Here is a 14,796-nt window from a genome sequence, read left to right as displayed (position 1 = left end):
CTGTTCTTTCCTGCTCGCAACGGGCGGCTCCAAGAACATGAGGGCTTGGCACGCTGCAAAAGCTGCAGTTTAGCCATGAAAAAAGGGGCATGGTGTCGCCACCATGCCCCTATGGGAGCGCTGCAATCAAACGGCCGCTTCGATCACCTTGAAATCGAAATGGCCCGGGTTTTGCACAGGGTCCACCGAGACCTCGATGGTGCTCTTGGGCGGAAAACGCCCTTCCAGCAACAAACGCGACAAAGGATTTTCCAGCCGCTGCTGGATGGCGCGCTTGAGCGGCCGGGCACCAAACACCGGATCAAAACCCACCTTGGCCAACTCGGACAAAGCTGCAGCGCTGACATCCAGGCTCAGGTCCATGCGGGCCAAGCGATCGCGCAAAGCTTGCAGTTGGATGCTGGCGATCGAGGCGATGTGCTGGGCATCCAGCCCGTGGAAGACCACGGTCTCGTCGATGCGGTTGAGGAACTCGGGGCGGAAATGCGCCTTCAACTCGTCCCAGACGGCGTCCTTGATGTCCTCAGCGGGCTGCCCCACCATGGCCTGGATCAGGTGAGAACCCAAATTGGAGGTCATGACGATCACCGTGTTCTTGAAGTCCACCGTTCGGCCTTGGCCGTCGGTCAGTCGGCCGTCGTCCAGCACCTGCAGCAAGATGTTGAACACATCCGGATGGGCTTTTTCCACTTCGTCCAGCAGCAACACGCTGTAGGGCTTGCGGCGCACGGCCTCGGTCAGGTAACCCCCTTCTTCGTAACCCACATAACCGGGCGGCGCACCGATCAAACGGGCCACCGAGTGCTTCTCCATAAACTCGCTCATGTCCATGCGGATCAGGTGGTCCTCGCTGTCAAACAAGAAACCCGCCAAGGCTTTGCACAGCTCCGTCTTGCCCACACCGGTAGGCCCCAGGAACAAGAAAGAGCCGGTTGGGCGGTTCGGATCAGACAGGCCCGAGCGTGAACGGCGAATGGCATTGGCCACGGCCGAAATGGCCTCGTCCTGCCCCACCACACGCTGGTGCAATTTGTCTTCCATCTGCAGCAGTTTTTCACGCTCCCCCTGCATCATCTTGGACACAGGGATACCCGTGGCACGCGAGACGACCTCGGCAATCTCTTCAGCGCCCACCTGGGTGCGCAACAAGCGGTGTACCGGTTTTTCGCCGGGAGCAGCTTCTTTTGCTTGCACGTCTTTGAGTGTTTTTTCCAAGGCAGGCAATTGCCCATATTGCAGCTCGGCCACCTTGTTGAAATCACCCTTGCGGGTCAGCTCTTCGATTTGCTGGCGCAACTGGTCAATCTGCTCGCGCACTTGCTGGCCGCCTTGGGCCTGGGCTTTTTCGGCTTGCCAAATTTCTTCCAAATCGGCGGCCTCTTTCTTGAGCTTGATGATTTCCTCTTCAATCAAGGTCAGGCGCTTTTGGGAGGCTTCGTCTTTTTCTCTGCGCACGGCTTCACGCTCGATTTGCAACTGAATCAAGCGGCGATCGAGCTTGTCCATGACCTCGGGCTTGGAATCGATTTCGATCTTGATCTTGGCGGCGGCTTCGTCGATCAGGTCAATCGCCTTGTCGGGCAAGAAGCGGTCGGTGATGTAGCGATGGCTCAGCTCGGCCGCCGCCACAATGGCCGGATCGGTGATGTCCACGCCATGGTGGATTTCGTATTTTTCTTGCAGACCACGCAAGATCGCGATCGTGGCTTCCACAGAGGGTTCGCTGACCAGAATCTTCTGAAAGCGCCGCTCCAATGCCGCGTCTTTTTCGATGTACTTGCGGTATTCATTTAGCGTGGTTGCCCCCACGCAGTGCAACTCGCCCCGCGCCAAAGCAGGCTTGAGCATGTTGCCGGCGTCCATCGCGCCCTCGCCTTTGCCGGCGCCCACCATGGTGTGCAGCTCGTCGATGAACACGATGGTCTGTCCTTCGTCTTTCGCCAATTCGCTGAGCACGGTTTTCAGGCGCTCTTCAAACTCGCCACGGAACTTGGCCCCCGCCAACAAAGCCGCCATGTCCAAAGACAACACGCGTTTGCCTTTGAGCGAGTCAGGCACTTCACCGGCCACGATGCGCTGGGCCAGGCCTTCGACAATGGCGGTCTTGCCGACACCAGGCTCACCGATGAGCACGGGGTTGTTTTTGGTCCGGCGCTGCAAGACCTGGATGGCACGCCGGATTTCATCGTCGCGACCAATCACCGGATCGAGCTTGCCAATGCGGGCGCGCTCGGTCAGGTCGATGCAGTATTTTTTGAGGGCTTCGCGTTGCCCCTCGGCATCGGCACTGCCCACGGTCTGGCCGCCGCGCACGGCATCGATGGCGGACTCCAGACTTTTGCGCGAGAGTCCGTTCTCCTTGCACAGGCGTCCGGCCTCGGTTTTGCTGTCAGCCAAAGCCAGCAAAAACAACTCACTGGCGATGAAGGCGTCGCCTCGCTTGATGGATTCCTTTTCGGCCGCTTGCAGCAATTTGACCAAGTCAGGCCCCACCTGCACCTGATCTTGCCCGGTCACTTGAGGCAAACGGGTCACCGCCGCCTCAAAGGCTTGCAACAGGCCCGGGACCTGAACACCGGCACGTTGCAAGAGGGCTTTGGGCCCTTCATCTTGCTTGAGCATCGTCACCAGCACATGTGCGGGGTCGATGTAGGCATGGTCACGGCCCAAAGCCAAAGACTGGGCATCGGCCAAGGCTTCCTGAAATTTGGTGGTCAATTTATCGATGCGCATGAATGTTTCTCCAATGTTTCCAAGCTTGGGCCACTCTTGGCATTTTCAAGCGCCAAGGTGAGCGCGGAATTTGCCTAAAATCAAATCATGAACATTCACCAGCTTTCAGTCAGTTATGAAGAACGCCAAGACCGGATCTTGTTGCGCTTGAACACACTTGACAAGCAAGAGTTCCGCTTTTGGTTGACGCGCCGCATGTGCCTGCGCCTGATGCCGGCCATTGACCAATCGGTGGTTCGTCTGGAGGCCAGTCAGCCGGGGGTGGCCGCGCCCGATCCTTCATCGCAAAAAATGCTCACCGAAATCAAACGGGATGCGTTTTTGCAGAAAGCCGACTTCGCCACCCCGTTCGAGGCCAAAGCCGAACAACGGCCCTTGGGGGAAGAGCCGCTGTTGATCACAGACGCACAGCTGAGCTTGCAAGCCGGTGGCGGCCTGCTGATGACTTTCCAGGAAAAATCGGTGGATGCCGCCGTCAAGTCTTGTCAGCTCAACCTGCAGGCGAGCCTGGTGCACGGCTTGGTTCACTTGATACAACAAGCCTTGGTCAAGGCCGAATGGGGCTTCACCACGGCCCCCAATGTGTCTGCGGCCATCGAGCCTGCAGCGCTGGAGCCCGAAACGCCACCGCGCTACACGCACTGAGCGTGCCAAACCCTCAAGCGTTGGTGGACTGAATGCCCCAGCGGGCCAAGGCGGCATCGTCGGACACGCGGGCATCCACCCAATGCGCCCCTTCGGGGGTTTGCTCTTTCTTCCAGAAAGGCGCTTGGGTTTTGAGGTAGTCCATCAAAAATTCGCAGGCCTTGAAACTCTCACCCCGGTGGGCGGAGGTCACCGCCACCAGCACGATCTGATCGGCCGGCAGCAAGCGACCCACCCGGTGCACCACGCGTGCGCCATAAAAATCAAAGCGCGTGTGCGCTTCATCGATCATGGCTTCGATGGATTTTTCGGTCATGCCCGGGTAATGCTCCAACTCCATGGCCTGGACTTCATCTTGCGCTTGCCCGGTCAAGGCCTGGGTATCGCGCACGGTCCCCACAAAGCTGCACACGGCCCCTACGCGCAAGTCCTGAGCCCGAAGCGCATCGATCTCGGCGCTCACGTCAAAGTCGGCGGTCTGAATCAGCACACGAGCGGACATGCCTTCAGCCCCCAGTGACGGGTGGGAAAAAGCCCACCTCACAATGCTCGGACAAGCGGGTATCGCCTGACGCCATGACCTGGTTGACCGCCACCCGTACGGCACGACCCGACGACAAGGCTTGCGCGTAGGCGCCGCCCTTGGCCATCAACTCCTCACGCAAAGCGGCAACATCTGCGCTGGTGGTTTCCAGCGTTTCGCCGGGCATGCCCAAGGTCTCGCGCAAAGAGGCGAAATATCGGATTTGAATCTTCATGACAACCATCCCGCGAAAGGCCAAAAATGGACGATGTCGCCGTGAGCAATGGTCTTGCCCGACGGGTTGTCGATCACGCCATCGCCCCAAACCACCGAGGTCAACACCCCCGAACTCTGGTTGGGAAACAGATCAAGCCCCCCTTGGTCGTTGCGGCGAGCGCGCAAGAACTCCCGGCGTTTATCGGCTTTGGGCAATTCGAAATGGGCGGGCAACTGAAGGCACTCGGGGCCCAGGTTCTCAACGCCCTGCAGCTTCAAGATCAAGGGTCTGACCAAAAGCAGGAAAGTCATGTAACTGGAGACCGGATTGCCCGGCAAGCCCACAAAATGGGCGGTGCCGTTTTGGGTTTCGCGCCGCACATGGCCGTAGGCAAAGGGCTTGCCGGGCTTCATGGCAATTTGCCACAAAGCCAAAGCGCCCAAAGCTTGCACGGCGGGTTTCACATGGTCTTCCTCGCCCACCGACACGCCGCCGCTGGTCAAAATCAGGTCATGGTGATCGGCTGCCGTTTTGAGCGCGGCCAATGTGGCATCACGGCGGTCAGGCACGATGCCCAGATCACTGACCTCGCAGCCCAAGCGGTGCAACAAGGCCCGCAAGAAAAAGCGGTTGGAGTTGTAGATGGCGCCTGCGGGCATGTCTTGCGGTGCCACATCACCTGGCATCACCAACTCGTCGCCTGTAGAGAACAAAGCCACGCGAGGACGCGGCACAACACGCAACTGGGCCAATCCGAGGCTGGCAGCCAAACCCAGCTCAGCGGGCCCCAACTTTTGACCACGGCGCAAAGCGGTTTGCCCTTGGCGGATGTCTTCACCGCTTTGGCGGATCCACTCACCCACTTGCGGCCGATGCGTGAAACGCACACGGGGAATGTCACCGTCGGCAACCAACTCGGCCTGCTCTTGCATCACGATGGCATCAGCGCCCTGTGGGACGGGCGCACCGGTGAAAATCCGCGCCACTTGCCCCGCTTGCAAAGGCTGCCCCTGATGGCCAGCAGGAATGCGTTGCGTCACCGACAACTCGGCACCCGGCAGCAAGTCCGCACAGCGAACGGCATAGCCATCCATGGACGAATTGTCGAAGGCGGGCACCTGCAATGACGACACCACATCCTTGGCCAGCACGCGCCCATCGGCGTCGAAGGTGGCCACCAGCTCCGAGCCATTCGCTGGCGTGATCTGCTGCAGCAATGTGGACAGTGCCTCATCCAGAGGCATCAAAGGCGATCGTGGGGCGCTGGACATGGGCGTTCTCAATCGCAGTGCGCTGCGATGTAGGCCTTGATTTGCGCCACGTCCGCGTTCATGACCATGACGCGTTTGGGCAATTGTTCAATCCCCTCAAACTGCGCAGGCCGGTTTGGCTCGCGGCCCAAGGCTTCCACCAAAGTGGCGGCAAATTTGATGGGCAAAGCCGTCTCCAGCACGATCATCGGCACAGCCGGATTCAGATGCTCCTTGGCCACTTTGATGCCATCGGCCGTGTGGGTATCGACCATCACACCGTACTGTTCAAACACCTGCTGGATGGTTTTGAGTCGATCGGCATGGGTGCTTTTACCGCTCTCGAAGCCATAAAAACTGGCGGCTTTGGCAAAGCGCGGATCGGCCGACAAGTCAAAGAAGCCTTCACGGCTGAGACCTTCACCGAAAATCGCTTGGGTTTTGGACGCGTCGCGCTCGAGCAAATCAAAGACAAAGCGCTCGAAGTTGCTGGCTTTGGAGATGTCCATCGAAGGGCTCGATGTTTCATGCGTGTCGGCTGTGCCGCGCACACGGTAAACGCCGGTGCGGAAGAACTCATCCAGCACATCGTTCTCGTTGGTGGCGACCACCAAACGCTCGATGGGCAAACCCATCATGCGGGCCACATGGCCGGCACAGACATTGCCGAAATTGCCGCTGGGCACCGTGAAGCTGACCTTCTGGTCATTGGCGGTGGTGGCCTGGAAATAACCCGCAAAGTAGTAAACGACCTGGGCCAGCAAACGGGCCCAGTTGATCGAGTTGACCGTGCCGATTTTGTACTGGCGCTTGAACGCCAGATCGTTGGAGACCGCCTTGACCAGGTCCTGGCAATCGTCGAACACGCCTTCGATGGCGATGTTGTGGATGTTCTCATCGAGCAGGCTGAACATTTGGGCCTGCTGGAACGGGCTCATGCGGCCATAGGGGCTGGTCATGAAAACGCGAACACCTTTTTTGCCGCGCATGGCGTACTCGGCCGCGCTGCCGGTGTCGCCCGAGGTGGCACCAAAAATATTGAGCTCATCGCCGCGACGGGCCAACTCGTATTCAAACAAATTGCCCAGCAGTTGCATGGCCATGTCCTTGAAGGCCAGCGTCGGGCCGTTGGACAAGGCTTCGAGGTACACATCAGGTTTGGCGTTGCCTGCGCTTTGCAAAGGCTTGAGGGGGACGATCTCTCGCGTGCCGAACACTTGCGCGGTATACGTCTTCTGGCACAGGGCCTTCAAGTCTTCTGCCGGAATGTCGTCGATGTACAGCGACAGAATCTCAAATGCCAAGGCGGCATAGCCTTGGCTTTGCCAGACTTGGCGCAAACGCGTCAGAGCGGCCGCATCCACACGGGGGTAGGACTCGGGCAGGTACAAGCCGCCATCGGGCGCCAGACCTTCGAGCAGGATTTCGCAAAAGCGTTTGCGGTCAGCGTGGCCGCGGGTGGACAGGTAACGCATCAGTTCAACTCTTCTTTACGGATACGGACGATGGGCGCCATCACGGTGGGCAGCGCCTGCATCTGGGCCAGCACATCATTGAGCGCGCCTTCGCGGGTATCGTGGGTCAGGATGATCACATCGGTCTGGTTCTCACCGGCCTGGCTGACCTGGTCGGCTTCGCGTTGCAACACCGCATCGATGCTGATACCGGCATCGGCCAACAAACCGGTCAGCTTGGCCAACACACCGGCTTGATCGGCCACGCGCAAACGCAGGTAATAGCTGGTCACGACTTCAGCCATGGGCAAGACCTTCAGATCGCTCATCGCGCCTGGCTGGAAGGCCAGATGCGGCACGCGGTTGAGCGGATCGGCGGTATGCAAACGGGTGATGTCCACCAGATCGGCGATCACGGCGCTGGCCGTAGGCTCAGAGCCTGCGCCTTTGCCGTAATACAAAGTGGTGCCCACGGCATCGCCTTGCACCATCACGGCGTTCATGGCGCCTTCCACATTGGCGATCAAACGCTGGGTCGGCACCAGGCTGGGGTGAACGCGCAGTTCCACACCTTGTGCCGTGCGCTTGGTGATGCCCAAAAGCTTGATGCGGTAGCCCAGCTGTTCGGCGTATTTGATGTCCGCTGCACCTAGTTGAGTGATGCCTTCGACATAAGCTTTGTCAAACTGCACGGGAATACCAAACGCGATCGCGCTCATCAAAGTCACTTTGTGGGCTGCATCCACGCCTTCGATGTCGAAGGTCGGATCGGCTTCGGCGTAACCCAGGCGTTGCGCTTCCTTGAGCACCACAGCAAAGTCCAGGCCTTTGTCGCGCATCTCGGACAAGATGAAGTTGGTGGTGCCATTGATGATGCCGGCCACCCACTGGATGCTGTTGGCGGTCAGGCCTTCGCGCAGCGCCTTGATGATCGGGATGCCACCGGCCACAGCGGCTTCAAAAGCCACCATCACGCCTTTGGCTTGGGCTGCCGCAAAAATCTCGGTGCCGTGCACGGCCAGCAGGGCCTTGTTGGCCGTGACCACATGCTTGCCTGCGGCAATGGCTTCCATCACCAAAGCCTTGGCAATGCCGTAACCACCGATCAATTCGATCACGATGTCGATTTCAGGGTTGGCGATCACCTCGCGGGCATCGGCCACCACCTGCACACCAGCGCCTACCACCTCTTGGGCGCGTGCCACATTGAGGTCAGCCACCATGGCGATCTCAATGCCACGGCCCGCACGGCGCTGGATTTCTTCCTGGTTGCGCTTGAGCACATTGAAAGTGCCACTGCCCACAGTACCAATGCCCAACAGGCCCACTTTGATCGGTTTCATCGACTTCTCTTCTACAGTTGGACCCGAACATTCCGGGTCATGATTCAAAAAATATCAGGCCACCAAATGTTCGGTGCCAAAACGCTTGCGGGCGCCTTCGAGGAAGCGCGCCACGCGGCCAATCGCTTCGCGCAGATCGTCCAGATGTGGCAAAAAGACAATCCGGAAATGGTCAGGATCTGGCCAATTGAAGCCCGTGCCTTGCACCAGCATGACTTTGGTCTCATCCAACAGGTGCAAGAAAAAATCCTGGTCATCCTGGATCGGGTACATCTTTGGGTCCAACTTGGGAAACATGTACAACGCCGCTTGGGGCTTGACACAGCTGACACCAGGAATGGCGGTGATCAATTCGTACGCCAAATCGCGCTGCTTGCGCAAGCGACCGCCCTCGCCCACCAGCTCGTTGATGCTCTGGTGCCCACCCAGCGCCGTTTGAATGGCCCACTGACCTGGCACGTTGGCACACAAGCGCATGTTCGAAAGCATGTTCAGGCCCTCGATGTAATCCTTGGCCGCTTTTTTGTCGCCCGAGATCACCATCCAGCCAGCGCGGTAACCGCAAGAGCGGTAACTCTTGGACAGAGAATTGAAGGTCAAGGTCAACACATCTTGCGACAAGCTGCCCAAAGGCGTGTGCTTGACGCCGTCGTACAACACCTTGTCGTACACCTCATCGGCAAAGATCACCAAGCCGTGTTCACGTGCAATGGCCACAATGCCCTGCAACAGTGCGTCAGAGTACAAGGCTCCCGTCGGGTTGTTCGGGTTGATCACCACGATACCCTTGGTGCGTGGTGTGACTTTGGCGCGGATGTCGGCCAGGTCAGGCATCCAGCCGTTGGCTTCGTCACAGCGGTAGTGCACGGGCGTGCCGCCCGACAAACTGGCGGCAGCGGTCCACAGTGGGTAATCCGGTGAAGGCAACAACAATTCATCGCCATCGTCGAGCAAGCCGTTGGTGGCCATGACGATCAATTCGCTGGCCCCGTTGCCCAGGTAAATGTCGTCCAGCGTCACGCCCAAAATGCCTTGCTTTTGGGTCTCGTGCATCACCGCCTTGCGGGCCGCAAAAATGCCTTTGCTGTCGGAGTAGCCTGCCGAATTGGGCAGGTTGCGGATCATGTCTTGCTGAATTTCTTCGGGCGCGTCAAAACCAAAAACCGCCAGGTTGCCAATGTTCAATTTGATGATCTTGTGCCCGTCTTCTTCCATCTGACGGGCACGGTCCATGATGGGGCCGCGGATGTCATAACAGACGTTGGCGAGCTTGGCGGATTTCTGAATAGGCTTCAAAGTGCCTCCAAAGGCAGTTGCGGTGAGGGAAAACCTATAATTTGACCACAATTTCAGGCCTGTTTCGGCCTCCAGTCCACAAGCCATCAGACGCGCATCGGATCCACCCCATGAAACTCCAGCCCGACAAATCCAATGCCCCCACCATCAATGCCTATGGACCTGACTGGATCGAAGTCAATGGTTTCAAGCACACGCAGTCCGTGGTGGTCAGCAGCCTGGAAGGTTTGCCCTCATGGACATGGGCGCCTCACAAATTCGCTCAGCTCGATGTGCAGTCCTTTGAGTCCCTGGCCAAAGACGGCGTCGAGCTGGTCATTCTGGGCTGTGGCAAACGCTTGCAATTCCCCCCCGCTTCCTTGATGGCGCCCTTGATTGCCAAAGGCATCGGCTTGGAATCGATGGACACAGCCGCTGCATGCAGGACCTACAACATCCTCGCCAGCGAAGGCCGCAAAGTCCTTGCCGCACTGTTGATAGAACCTTAAAGGATGCATTTTCGGATTCCTATCAGGCCATGGAATCCTGGTGTCCGAGTCCCGTGCTTTCAGAGTAAAATAGAAGGTTGTCAAGGCTCATGGCCTTTAGCGAAGCTGACGCCAACCGATGGTGGCAAACGCTCAACCAGTCAAGCGAGATCAAAGTTTTATGGCGATCGTTCTGAACAAGCCCCTCCCCGAATTTGAATCGAACGCCACAGGCGGTTTGAAAGTTTCGAACGTCTCCCATCTCGGCCAAAACGTTGTGCTGTACTTCTACCCCAAGGACAACACCCCCGGCTGCACGACAGAGGCCATGCAGTTTCGCGACAAATACAAGGATTTCGTCAAAGCAGGCGCAGCCGTCTTTGGCGTTTCGCGCGACAACATGAAGTCGCACGACGATTTCAAGACCAAACTGGAACTGCCCTTCGAACTGATCGCCGACACCGAAGAAAAAATGTGCCACATGTTTGGTGTGGTCAAAAACAAGATCATGTATGGCAAGAAAGTCAAAGGCATTGAGCGGAGCACCTTCCTGATCGGCGAAGATGGCACCCTCAAGCAAGAATGGCGTGGTCTGAAGGTTCCTGGCCATGTGGAGGAAGTCCTCAAGGCCGTCAAAGACCTGAAAAAGGCCAAGTGATTTTTTAAAATCATTTCTCGATAGTTGTCACAGGGCTCGTGCATAATGAATTCATGCCGGTGAAAATCAGCCCCACACACCACGTAAAAGCCGCCTTGGCCTCCAGGCGGCTTTTTCTTTTTTAACGGCATCCGTTTCACTTTTTCAAGAGGCTTTCGTCCATGCCACTGCCACCCGCTCCCACCCAACGCGCCAGCCGTCTGACCCACAAGGCTTTCGACACCCAGCCCGATGACCATGAAAGCGCAGCACCAGAGGCGACGAACAAGCCCGTGCCATCGCAAGAGTCCCGCAACGCCAAACGCACAGGCAAGCCGAGCAAGACCGCCGCTGTTCGTGACACCGCCCCATTGGCCGCAGCGCCACAAGCTGCCGCCCCCGACTCCCGTGAAAGCGGGCGCGAAAAAACCAAACCGACGCGCAGCAAACGCCATACAGGTCCAACGAAGCTGTTTGTGCTGGACACCAATGTGCTGATGCATGACCCGATGAGTCTGTTCCGGTTTGAAGAACATGATGTCTTCTTGCCCATGATCGTGCTGGAAGAGCTGGACGGTCACAAAAAAGGCATGACCGAAGTGGCCCGCAATGCGCGCCAGGCCAGCCGCTCGCTGGACGCCCTCGCGTCAGCCCAAGGCGCAGACTTGGGCAAAGGCTCGCCCTTGAACACAACGGGTTACACCGATGCTTTGGGGCAACTTTTTTTCCAGACGCAAGCGCTGGACCTGAGCTTGCCGCTGGCCTTGCCTCAAGGCAAAGCCGACAACCAGATTCTGGGCGTGGTCAAAGCCTTGGGCGAGCTGCACAAGCCCCGAGAAGTGGTGTTGGTTTCCAAGGACATCAACATGCGGGTCAAGGCCCGCGCTTTGGGCCTGCAGGCCGAGGACTACCAGAACGACAAGACACTGGAAGACGGCGACCTGCTCTACCCAGGCTCTTTGGCTCTGCCCACCGACTTCTGGACCAAGCATGGAAAAACCGTGGAAAGCTGGCAGCAAGGGACACACACCTATTACCGCATCACAGGCCCCATCGTGCCCAGCCTGTTCATGAACCAATTTGTGTACTTTGAAGCCCCAGGCGAGCCCAGCTTGTATGCCCGCGTGACCGAAATCCGCGGCAAGACCGCCGTGCTGCGCACGCTCAAGGACTTCACCTCGCAAAAGAACGCGGTCTGGGGCGTGACCACACGCAACCGCGAACAGAACTTCGCCATGAACCTGCTCACCGACCCCGATGTGGACTTTGTGACGCTGGCGGGCACCGCAGGTACCGGTAAAACATTGATGGCCTTGGCCGCGGGGTTGACGCAGGTTCTGGACGATCGCCGCTACACCGAAATCATCATGACCCGCGCAACCGTGAGCGTGGGCGAAGACATTGGCTTCTTGCCGGGCACCGAAGAAGAGAAAATGGGCCCCTGGATGGGCGCACTCGACGACAACCTGGAGTTTCTGGCCAAGGGCGATGGCGGCAATGCGGGCGAATGGGGGCGCGCGGCCACCAATGAACTGATCAAGAGCCGGATCAAGATCAAAAGCATGAACTTCATGCGGGGTCGCACCTTCATGAACAAGTACGTGATCATCGATGAAGCGCAAAACCTGACGCCCAAGCAGATGAAAACCTTGATCACGCGGGCTGGTCCGGGCACCAAGATCATCTGCATGGGCAACCTGGCCCAGATCGACACGCCCTACCTGACAGAAGGCTCCTCAGGCTTGACTTATGCCGTGGACCGTTTCAAGGGCTGGGCCCATGGCGGACACATCACGCTGGCGCGCGGTGAGCGCTCTCGCTTGGCTGACTTCGCCAGCGAAACGCTCTGAGTTGCTCAGCGGCGACGATCAGTAATCGTCGCTGCCCAAGCCTCCCGAGGCCAAGCTTTCAAAGCGGGTCAGATTCTTCAGGAAAGCCAAACGAACGGTCCCGGTGGGACCGTTTCGTTGTTTGCCAATGATGATTTCTGCCACACCAGGATCTTTGGAATCCTTGTTGTAGTAATCGTCGCGGTAGATGAACATGATGATGTCGGCATCCTGCTCGATCGCGCCCGACTCCCGCAAGTCACTCATCATGGGGCGCTTGTCGGTGCGCTGTTCCACGCTTCGGTTGAGCTGAGACAGCGCAATGACCGGACACTGCAGCTCTTTGGCCAGCATTTTCAGGCCACGTGAAATCTCGCCCAGTTCGGTGGCGCGGTTATCACCGCCAGAGCTCCCCGAGCCACTCATGAGCTGCAAATAGTCCACCACGATGAGACCCAACTTGCCGCACTGGCGCGCCAGGCGGCGGGCGTTGGCACGCAACTCCGAAGGGGTCAGGCCCGGCGTTTCATCGATGTGCAAGGACACCGTGCGCAGTTTCTCAATGGCTTCCGTCAGGCGCGGCCATTCTTCGTCGGTCAATTTACCGGTTCGCAAATGACCCTGGTCGACACGGCCAATCGATCCGACCACACGAACGGCCAACTGGGAGGCGCCCATTTCCATGGAGAACACAGCAACAGGCAAGCCTTCATTCAGCGCCACGTGCTCCGCAATGTTGATCGCAAAAGCGGTTTTACCCATCGAAGGACGCGCCGCCAACACCACCATGTCGCCAGGCTGCAGGCCCGAGGTCATGCGGTCCAGGTCGTAAAACCCTGTGGGCACGCCAGTGATGTCATTGGGGTTGTCGGCCATCTCCTGAACGCGGTCCAGCAACTCCACCACCAGGGTATCCATCGACTGGAAACCCTGCTTCATCCGCGAGCCCTCCTCGCCGATGTTGAAAATCTTTTGTTCAGCTTCGTCCAGGATGCGGTCAATCGCCTTGCCCTGCGGGTTGAAGGCGTTGGTCGAAATTTCATCACTGGCCGTCACCAGCTTGCGCAAAATGGAGCGTTCACGAACGATCTCGGCGTAGCGGCGAATGTTGCTGGCACTGGGCACGTATTGCGCCAAAGAGTTCAGGTAGGTCAAGCCACCCATTTCTTCGGATTTGCCCTGGTTTTGCAAATACTCGCTGACTGTGATCACATCAGCGGGCTTTGAGGCATTGATCAAGCCGCCAATGGCGCTGTAAATCAGCTTGTGTTCATGCCGATAAAAGTCGTTGTCGACCAGCAAATCACCCACGCGGTCCCAGGCCCCGTTGTCGAGCAAAAGCCCGCCCAAGACACTGGATTCAGCCTCGATCGAGTGCGGTGGCACCCGCAATTTGGCCACTTGGCTGTCGGCTGACAGATCGGCAGGGAATTCGTTCAGGTGGTTTGAAAATACAGCAGACATCAGGACACAACTTAAAAGATCATGGTACTCGGGCCCAGCCAGCCCGTCACGGGATAAGTCTGTGGATAAGCACGGGGAATCCGGTGATCAATGAGGGAAAACTGGCATATGACTACCAAAGACCACAGTGCAATAAAAAAGCCGCCAAGCTTTCGCTGGCGGCTCTTGCCGGGATGAACCGGACGATCAGGCTGTTTCGCCGTAAACCGTCACAGTGACATCCACCACCACGTCGGTGTGCAAAGCCACGGACACAGTGGAATCGCTCACGACCTTGATGGGACCGTGAGGCATGCGGATTTGGGACTTGACCAAGGCGTAACCTTGTTTGTTCAATTCCTCGGCGATGTCGTGGTTGGTCACGGAACCAAACAAACGGCCATCCACACCGGCTTTTTGAGTCAACTTGACCACCAGGCCAGCGAGCTTTTCGCCTTGGGCTTGGGCTTCGGCCAACTTGGCGGCAGCAGCTTTTTCGAGCTCAGCACGGCGAGCTTCGAACTCGGCCTTGTTGGCTTCAGTGGCACGGCGTGCGCGGCCTTGGGGGATCAGGAAGTTACGTGCGTAACCGTCCTTGACTTTGACGATCTCACCCAGATTACCCAGGTTCACAACCTTTTCGAGCAGAATGATTTGCATGGTTGTTCTCCTTAGACTTTGTGCTGGTCGGTGTAGGGCAACATGGCCAAGAAGCGTGCACGCTTGATGGCGGTGTTGAGCTGACGCTGGAAGATGGCGCGGGTGCCAGTCAAACGAGCAGGAATGATCTTGCCGTTTTCGGCGATGAAGTCACGCAATGTGTCCACATCTTTGTAGTCGATTTCTTCGACGCCGGTCACTGTGAAGCGGCAAAAACGCTTGCGCTTGAACAGCAGCGACTGGGTGTTGCGCTTTGGGCGCTTGTCTTTGTTGAATTTTTTGAACGTGGCCATGGGGCC

The 14,796-nt window shown here is 58.0% G+C and carries 14 protein-coding genes; 4 read left to right on the top strand and 10 right to left on the bottom strand.

Translation table 11 applies throughout. The features are described 5' to 3' along the window. Positions 1-126 precede the first annotated feature (126 nt). Positions 127-2,733, bottom strand: a complete 2,607-nt coding sequence (gene clpB, locus B9Z43_RS02600; RefSeq protein WP_108322572.1) for an ATP-dependent chaperone ClpB — start codon at positions 2,731-2,733, stop codon at positions 127-129. Positions 2,734-2,820: 87 nt separating this feature from the next. Between clpB and B9Z43_RS02595 the strand changes: the two genes are divergently transcribed. Next, entirely contained in the window at positions 2,821-3,378 is a 558-nt protein-coding gene (locus B9Z43_RS02595; protein ID WP_108322571.1) for a hypothetical protein, read from the top strand. A 13-nt stretch (positions 3,379-3,391) separates the two neighbouring features. Here the strand turns inward: B9Z43_RS02595 and B9Z43_RS02590 are convergent, their stop codons facing one another. Genes B9Z43_RS02590 through B9Z43_RS02565 form a run of 6 tightly spaced genes read right to left on the bottom strand, consistent with a single transcriptional unit; the run spans position 3,392 to position 9,461 of the window. Next, complete coding sequence (locus B9Z43_RS02590; RefSeq protein WP_108322570.1) at positions 3,392-3,880, bottom strand: molybdenum cofactor biosynthesis protein MoaE; 489 nt, start codon at positions 3,878-3,880, stop codon at positions 3,392-3,394. A 4-nt stretch (positions 3,881-3,884) separates the two neighbouring features. Then, on the bottom strand, positions 3,885-4,136 hold the full coding sequence (moaD, locus tag B9Z43_RS02585; protein WP_108322569.1) for a molybdopterin converting factor subunit 1: 252 nt from the start codon (positions 4,134-4,136) through the stop codon (positions 3,885-3,887). Beyond that, positions 4,133-5,389 (bottom strand): gephyrin-like molybdotransferase Glp, encoded by a 1,257-nt coding sequence (gene glp, locus B9Z43_RS02580; protein WP_108322568.1) that lies wholly within the window; start codon positions 5,387-5,389, stop codon positions 4,133-4,135. Before glp ends, moaD begins: the two co-directional genes overlap by 4 nt. Before the next feature lie 8 nt (positions 5,390-5,397). After that, the gene (thrC, locus tag B9Z43_RS02575; protein ID WP_108322567.1) at positions 5,398-6,843 is read right to left on the bottom strand and encodes a threonine synthase; all 1,446 of its coding nucleotides are present in this window, start codon (positions 6,841-6,843) and stop codon (positions 5,398-5,400) included. Continuing rightward, entirely contained in the window at positions 6,843-8,165 is a 1,323-nt protein-coding gene (locus tag B9Z43_RS02570; RefSeq protein ID WP_108322566.1) for a homoserine dehydrogenase, read from the bottom strand. The genes thrC and B9Z43_RS02570 overlap by 1 nt, the downstream gene beginning before the upstream one ends. A gap of 54 nt (positions 8,166-8,219) precedes the next feature. Next, the gene (locus B9Z43_RS02565) at positions 8,220-9,461 is read right to left on the bottom strand and encodes a pyridoxal phosphate-dependent aminotransferase (protein WP_108322565.1); all 1,242 of its coding nucleotides are present in this window, start codon (positions 9,459-9,461) and stop codon (positions 8,220-8,222) included. A 110-nt stretch (positions 9,462-9,571) separates the two neighbouring features. Here B9Z43_RS02565 and B9Z43_RS02560 point away from each other — a divergent pair, with 110 nt between their 5' ends. The 3 genes from B9Z43_RS02560 to B9Z43_RS02550 all read left to right on the top strand — a co-directional run bounded on the left by B9Z43_RS02560 (position 9,572) and on the right by B9Z43_RS02550 (position 12,415). Next, on the top strand, positions 9,572-9,949 hold the full coding sequence (locus B9Z43_RS02560; RefSeq protein WP_108322564.1) for an Mth938-like domain-containing protein: 378 nt from the start codon (positions 9,572-9,574) through the stop codon (positions 9,947-9,949). 160 nt (positions 9,950-10,109) lie between these two features. Continuing rightward, positions 10,110-10,586, top strand: coding sequence for a peroxiredoxin (locus B9Z43_RS02555; RefSeq protein WP_108323184.1), 477 nt, complete (start codon positions 10,110-10,112; stop codon positions 10,584-10,586). 161 nt (positions 10,587-10,747) lie between these two features. Continuing rightward, on the top strand, positions 10,748-12,415 hold the full coding sequence (locus B9Z43_RS02550; RefSeq protein ID WP_108322563.1) for a PhoH family protein: 1,668 nt from the start codon (positions 10,748-10,750) through the stop codon (positions 12,413-12,415). 18 nt (positions 12,416-12,433) lie between these two features. Here B9Z43_RS02550 and dnaB read toward each other — a convergent pair whose 3' ends face one another. The 3 genes from dnaB to rpsR form a co-directional block, all read right to left on the bottom strand. Continuing rightward, entirely contained in the window at positions 12,434-13,858 is a 1,425-nt protein-coding gene (dnaB, locus tag B9Z43_RS02545; protein WP_108322562.1) for a replicative DNA helicase, read from the bottom strand. Between the two features lie 186 nt (positions 13,859-14,044). Further along, complete coding sequence (gene rplI / locus B9Z43_RS02540) at positions 14,045-14,497, bottom strand: 50S ribosomal protein L9 (RefSeq protein WP_108322561.1); 453 nt, start codon at positions 14,495-14,497, stop codon at positions 14,045-14,047. An 11-nt stretch (positions 14,498-14,508) separates the two neighbouring features. Continuing rightward, positions 14,509-14,790: a 30S ribosomal protein S18 gene (rpsR, locus tag B9Z43_RS02535; protein WP_019427495.1), complete on the bottom strand. Its 282-nt coding sequence runs from the start codon at positions 14,788-14,790 to the stop codon at positions 14,509-14,511. Positions 14,791-14,796 lie beyond the last annotated feature (6 nt).

Origin of the sequence: Limnohabitans sp. MMS-10A-192, from assembly GCF_003063335.1 — a bacterium.
Lineage (GTDB): Bacteria > Pseudomonadota > Gammaproteobacteria > Burkholderiales > Burkholderiaceae_C > Limnohabitans_A.
This window is presented reverse-complemented; position numbering and strand designations above follow the sequence as displayed.

What these genes read in the sequence shown, in the direction of transcription:
- B9Z43_RS02570 (WP_108322566.1), bottom strand. Translation starts at nt 8,165, where the DNA reads ATGAAACCGATCAAAGTGGGCCTGTTGGGCATTGGTACTGTGGGCAGT.
- glp (WP_108322568.1), bottom strand. Translation starts at nt 5,389, where the DNA reads ATGTCCAGCGCCCCACGATCGCCTTTGATGCCTCTGGATGAGGCACTG.
- B9Z43_RS02550 (WP_108322563.1), top strand. Translation starts at nt 10,748, where the DNA reads ATGCCACTGCCACCCGCTCCCACCCAACGCGCCAGCCGTCTGACCCAC.
- B9Z43_RS02590 (WP_108322570.1), bottom strand. Translation starts at nt 3,880, where the DNA reads ATGTCCGCTCGTGTGCTGATTCAGACCGCCGACTTTGACGTGAGCGCC.
- B9Z43_RS02560 (WP_108322564.1), top strand. Translation starts at nt 9,572, where the DNA reads ATGAAACTCCAGCCCGACAAATCCAATGCCCCCACCATCAATGCCTAT.
- moaD (WP_108322569.1), bottom strand. Translation starts at nt 4,136, where the DNA reads ATGAAGATTCAAATCCGATATTTCGCCTCTTTGCGCGAGACCTTGGGC.
- thrC (WP_108322567.1), bottom strand. Translation starts at nt 6,843, where the DNA reads ATGCGTTACCTGTCCACCCGCGGCCACGCTGACCGCAAACGCTTTTGC.
- rpsR (WP_019427495.1), bottom strand. Translation starts at nt 14,790, where the DNA reads ATGGCCACGTTCAAAAAATTCAACAAAGACAAGCGCCCAAAGCGCAAC.
- clpB (WP_108322572.1), bottom strand. Translation starts at nt 2,733, where the DNA reads ATGCGCATCGATAAATTGACCACCAAATTTCAGGAAGCCTTGGCCGAT.
- B9Z43_RS02595 (WP_108322571.1), top strand. Translation starts at nt 2,821, where the DNA reads ATGAACATTCACCAGCTTTCAGTCAGTTATGAAGAACGCCAAGACCGG.
- dnaB (WP_108322562.1), bottom strand. Translation starts at nt 13,858, where the DNA reads ATGTCTGCTGTATTTTCAAACCACCTGAACGAATTCCCTGCCGATCTG.
- rplI (WP_108322561.1), bottom strand. Translation starts at nt 14,497, where the DNA reads ATGCAAATCATTCTGCTCGAAAAGGTTGTGAACCTGGGTAATCTGGGT.
- B9Z43_RS02555 (WP_108323184.1), top strand. Translation starts at nt 10,110, where the DNA reads ATGGCGATCGTTCTGAACAAGCCCCTCCCCGAATTTGAATCGAACGCC.